This is a genomic window from Sphingobacterium corticis, assembly GCF_042684745.1.
In the GTDB taxonomy this organism is placed as follows: domain Bacteria; phylum Bacteroidota; class Bacteroidia; order Sphingobacteriales; family Sphingobacteriaceae; genus Sphingobacterium; species Sphingobacterium corticis.
On sequence record NZ_JBHUMA010000012.1, the window covers coordinates 1 to 894 of the forward strand.

Sequence of the window (894 nt, forward strand, 5' to 3'; positions counted from 1 at the left end):
ACGCCGATTACCCGCAACGGGACGGAAAGACCCCATGAACCTTCACTATAGCTTAACATTGGAATTGGATACAGGATGTGTAGGATAGGCGGGAGATGTTGAAGCGGCTTCGCTAGGAGTCGTGGAATCAACCTTGAAATACCGCCCTTTCTGTATTCGGTTTCTAACTCGGTTTAGCCGAGGACATTGTTTGGTGGGTAGTTTGACTGGGGTGGTCGCCTCCAAAAAGGTAACGGAGGCTTTCAAAGGTGGGCTCAATACGCTTGGTAACCGTATGTGGAGTGCAATGGCATAAGCCCGCTTGACTGTGAGACCAACAAGTCGATCAGGGTCGAAAGACGGACATAGTGATCCGGTGGTTCTGTATGGAAGGGCCATCGCTCAAAGGATAAAAGGTACTCTGGGGATAACAGGCTGATCTCCCCCAAGAGCTCATATCGACGGGGAGGTTTGGCACCTCGATGTCGGCTCGTCACATCCTGGGGCTGGAGAAGGTCCCAAGGGTTGGGCTGTTCGCCCATTAAAGTGGCACGCGAGCTGGGTTCAGAACGTCGCGAGACAGTTCGGTCCCTATCTGTTGTGGGCGTTGGAAGTTTGAGTGGATCTGACCTTAGTACGAGAGGACCGGGTTGGACTGACCGCTGGTGAACCTGTTATGCCGCCAGGTGTACGGCAGGGTAGCTACGTCGGGAATAGATAAGCGCTGAAAGCATCTAAGTGCGAAACTAGCCACGAGATGAGACTTCCTTATAGGGTCGTAGAAGATGACTACGTTGATAGGTCATAGGTGTAAAGGTAGAGATACCATAGCCAAGTGATACTAATAGCCCGAAGCTTTCGCAATGATAGAAAACATGCTGTGTTGTTTCTCTGTGTTTCTCTTGAGTAATCAAA

General features: G+C 50.7%; 1 rRNA gene. It reads left to right on the forward strand.

Features of this window, described 5'->3' with window-relative positions:
• Positions 1-844 (forward strand): 23S ribosomal RNA (locus tag ACFSQ3_RS15890); the annotation flags it as partial.
• Between the last annotated feature and the right edge of the window lie 50 nt (positions 845-894).